Source organism: Holdemania sp. 1001302B_160321_E10 (assembly GCF_015552275.1).
Classification (GTDB): domain Bacteria; phylum Bacillota_I; class Bacilli_A; order Erysipelotrichales; family Erysipelotrichaceae; genus Holdemania.
Genome location: NZ_JADNEM010000082.1, coordinates 1 through 1161, shown reverse-complemented (window position 1 = coordinate 1161; position 1161 = coordinate 1). Strand labels below are relative to the sequence as shown.

Genomic DNA, 1161 nt, shown 5'->3' with positions numbered 1-1161 from the left:
CGCTGCCGATCCTGCCAGTTGGCGCTGGCGGGATTTTTTTATTTGTTTTAATGCCGTATATGGCTTCTATCAAAAATTGCTGAAATTTGATAGAATAATTTCGCAGAGCAACCCCGGCCGGATATCTGCGATAGGGGGTGCTTATTTATGTATGAAGATCTTATTAAAGAGATCGCTGATCTTATATTGCTGATTACAGATCAGTCTAAACTTAAACGCATTATCGCGTTTATTCGATCAATAATATAACATTCAAGACTGGGCGCGCTCAGTCTTTTTTATATTCTTTCGCAATTCGTTCAGCGATTTTTCCGACAACCTCCCATTCATCATCTTCTAATTGGCTCAAAATGTGAATAATTCTTTGCCTGACATCTCCATCATTCGCAGGCTTTATGATGGTTCCCATCCATGCAGCGAGTTCTTCTTCCTTCGATAATGGATTCAAAATCGGAAGCTCACCATTTAATAAGAATTCAATATTTACATTATATTTAGAAGCAATTAATTTCAAAGTTCTTTCAGATGGATTTCTAACTTTATTCTCTAGTTGAGTGATTGAATTTCTTTTCATCATTAAACCTTCTGCAAATATTTCTTGTGTCAGGTTTAATTCTTTTCTTGCTATTTTAATTCTTTCCCCAATATCAATGTTTTTATAATTCACTTTTCTAACTCCTTTCTACCACATTATACAACCTAGGACAAATGATTGCAAGCAAACATTAACACAAATTATTTTTAAATTAAATGTGGACAAAGTATCTTAACGGTGGTAATATATGATTGCAAGATAGCTAAGGAGGTGTGAAAATGTTGTCAGAAAAAGAAAAAGAACTTGCGCGCCCTATTGTAGAGAATGTTAACAAACTTCCAGAAGACGGTCAAAAAGTGTTTGAGCTTGCAGTGATGGCGTACATGCTCGGCCGTGATCGTGGGAATCGTTGTAAGGAATCGCCCAGGCTCAGCGCAGCTGTCGCCCGATGATGATGACATCACTGAGGCAGAACGATTGTTCTTCGATGAAGATTATTTAAAGGAGTGATGTTAATCGGTGATCAAAGAAAATAACGATAAGGTGTCCATTGATCGACTGATTAACGCATTAGCCGAGATCATGTCGACAGATGATCTAAAAGTCAAAATCAAGGTAATAAAAAA

The 1161-nt window shown here is 36.9% G+C and carries 3 protein-coding genes; 2 read left to right on the top strand and 1 reads right to left on the bottom strand.

Annotation, left to right across the window (positions count from 1 at the left end):
• A partial coding sequence (locus tag I2D94_RS18455; RefSeq protein WP_229056966.1) for a hypothetical protein occupies window positions 1-193 on the top strand: 193 nt, incomplete at its 5' end.
• 75 nt (window positions 194-268) lie between these two features.
• On the opposite strand, the gene I2D94_RS18130 is transcribed toward I2D94_RS18455, so the two are convergent.
• Window positions 269-667: a helix-turn-helix transcriptional regulator gene (locus tag I2D94_RS18130; RefSeq protein ID WP_195397921.1), complete on the bottom strand. Its 399-nt coding sequence runs from the start codon at window positions 665-667 to the stop codon at window positions 269-271.
• A 146-nt stretch (window positions 668-813) separates the two neighbouring features.
• Between I2D94_RS18130 and I2D94_RS18125 the strand changes: the two genes are divergently transcribed.
• Window positions 814-987 (top strand): hypothetical protein, encoded by a 174-nt coding sequence (locus I2D94_RS18125; protein ID WP_195397920.1) that lies wholly within the window; start codon window positions 814-816, stop codon window positions 985-987.
• The last annotated feature ends 174 nt before the right edge of the window (window positions 988-1161 follow it).

What these genes read in the sequence shown, in the direction of transcription:
- I2D94_RS18125 (WP_195397920.1), top strand. Translation starts at nt 814, where the DNA reads ATGTTGTCAGAAAAAGAAAAAGAACTTGCGCGCCCTATTGTAGAGAAT.